This window comes from Rhodopirellula maiorica SM1, assembly GCF_000346295.1.
In the GTDB taxonomy this organism is placed as follows: Bacteria; Planctomycetota; Planctomycetia; order Pirellulales; family Pirellulaceae; genus Novipirellula; species Novipirellula maiorica.
Map to the genome: position 1 here is coordinate 1 of NZ_ANOG01000218.1, position 2,413 is coordinate 2,413.

1 protein-coding gene and 1 pseudogene are annotated in these 2,413 nt (G+C 56.4%); both read right to left on the reverse strand.

Translation table 11 applies throughout. The features are described 5' to 3' along the window. Positions 1-435 (reverse strand): annotated as a pseudogene (locus tag RMSM_RS06655) (transposase); the annotation flags it as partial. Positions 436-616: 181 nt separating this feature from the next. Next, the coding region (locus RMSM_RS06660; protein WP_236622032.1) for a GH116 family glycosyl hydrolase at positions 617-2,413 on the reverse strand (1,797 nt) is incomplete at its 5' end.

Genomic DNA, 2,413 nt, shown 5'->3' on the forward strand with positions numbered 1-2,413 from the left:
CTTCATCACAACATGTACATGGTTGGGCATGATCTCGAAACAAGAAACGAAATATCGGTCGTCTTGAAACTTCAACAACGAGTCACGCATCAATGTTGCGATTTGCGGTTGCTCGAGTTCGCACGCGCCGTAGCCGTCGTCGAGCCATCTTTCGGTCTTACTGGTAATTTCACGTGCCAACTCTTTCCACTGGCTTTCGGATCGGGGTTCTGGATTGTTTCGTTCCCAGATTTCTCGCCACCGTTTGAGGGCTTGCAGTTGTTGTTGAGGAATGGAATCGGCCAAACGGAAGGTGACGAAGTAGCTGGCACCGACTTGACGCCAATGAGGGAGATGTCGCTGGTAGATGCGGATCGGCAAGTCGGGATGCAATCCCCGAAAGTTGGGCGGAGCGGGAAGGTTAAAGTTGTCGTTCATCGCTGTGGTTACTTTCACAGGCAAGTTTTTCGACGGACAAGGATGTCCATCGTACGGGAATAGGTACGTTGGACTTCTAAGTCCGTCGAACACGCTCTGGTACGATGGACTTCCAAGTCCGTCGATTCGCGGTTGGGTTTCGGTTTGGGATCTTCATCCTTGGATGGACCAGTCCCATGCTCAGTTTGTTTATCGTTACTCACGCTGATTTCACGTCAACTTGCATCTCAAGCTGCTGGCCTGCCTTCAGGATAACCGGGCGGCTCAGTAGGACATGCACCGCGGCATCCTTCGTTTTTGGACTCGATGCAAGCGGCTTGCCGTCAAGCTTCAAATCAACGGCCTTGGCCTCGGCTCCTTCGGCGAGTCCGAGGCTCACCTCCGTCAGACGCAGCTGGCCTTCGGCAAGGTGGATGGACGCGTGAAGTGTGTTGGCCTTCCGAATCTGCGTGTACAGTCCATAGCCTTCCGCAGCAGTAAAGAAGCTGGCGTGGTCTTCTGGATTCAAGATGGGACGGAAACCGATGCGGCCAGCCGGGCCGTCGTAGACGAAACCCTGCAAGGCAATCAATGCCGACCAAACGCTCAACGAACGGCCATAGTATTTGCCGCATTCATCGTCGCCGAACGGGTTGCCTGAGTAGCCCCAGGGACCATTCTTCATGTTGGTGACGCCCTCGGTGCGCAAGCGGCCGTCATAACGATCGGCAATCGCCTTGATGACCATCAATCCTTCACGCAGCATACCGTTTTGCATCATCGTGACCGCCGCACCGTACTCAAAACCGGTCATCACTTCGTCGCCATACTTCATGCCGGGGATCGGCTGCGGGTTCTTGGGCCAGGTGATCATTTTCATGCCACCATCCTCGACTTCGCAGTACTGCCGCGGCTTGAGCGATTGACCATGGAAGTCCGCCAGGAAGTTGTGCTTCAGCAGCGACTCCATCGCCCGGCGTGACCGGTCCGGCGGGTAGTTGGGATCGATGCCAACTTGGCCGGCCCACCATTCACCCAGGATCTGATCGATGTGGCAGCCATCTAAATAGTCTTGGGCCCGCTCCTTGCCGACTTCTTGGATGTAATACTCGCCATTCCACAATCGTTCGTTTTGCAACTTTTTACCGGACTGCCGAATCTTGCGGTACTGCGCCGCTGTGTCGGGCTCGCCCATCGTTTCGGCCATCCGAGCGGCGGCTTCCAGTGCCGACAAGTACAAAGTTCCGATCCATGAAGAACAGCCCGTAAACGCACCATCAAGTGTGTTGTGCTGAATGTTCTGCATGTAGCCGTCATGATCAGGATCCCAGTGGTGGATCCCCCACTCCATCGCTTTCTTGACGTTGGGCCATTGTGACTGAAGCCAACGGTTATCGGTCGTGCAGAGATGCTCGCGGTAGGTGTTCAGGATCGTACCAAAATGCCCATCGGCTGCGGGACTCTTGTTGGTATGCCGATGCGGCAGCAGGCCACTAGCCGCCATCGTCGAAAAGTCTTGCTCGCGCATTTTGCGTCCGAGTTCGGGAAACAACCGCGCGTGCCCCTGAGCATAATGCCAGACGTGTGTGCAGTTGCCGGCGCAGCAACCGTCGGTCGGATTGCTGCCTTCCCAAGCACCAAAGAATCCGTCAGCCGCCCACCAGCAAGTTTGGCTGCGCAACACCGCCAGTTGCGATGAGAGTCGGTCCAGTAGCCACCTCGGCAGGCTGGACGCATACAGCGTGTCGTGGAAGCGGCGAGTGCGCGCGGTCAAATCATCGAGGTTATCAGCCAAGTAAGTCGCTACGTCGCGGGCGCTTCGCCACCAGTTGGTGTAGTTTTGCCCGGCGTGCGACCAGCCGACGCTTTGCCCACTCTCGCCCTCTAGCTTGACAGGTCGTCTTCCCGATCCGTGCTTTCCGGCTTGGAAGTACCAGGTCAACACAAAGGTGGCCGACTTTGATTCGCCCGGGGCAAGTTCGATGGGAACCGAAAGTGCGCCATTGACCGTCTTGCC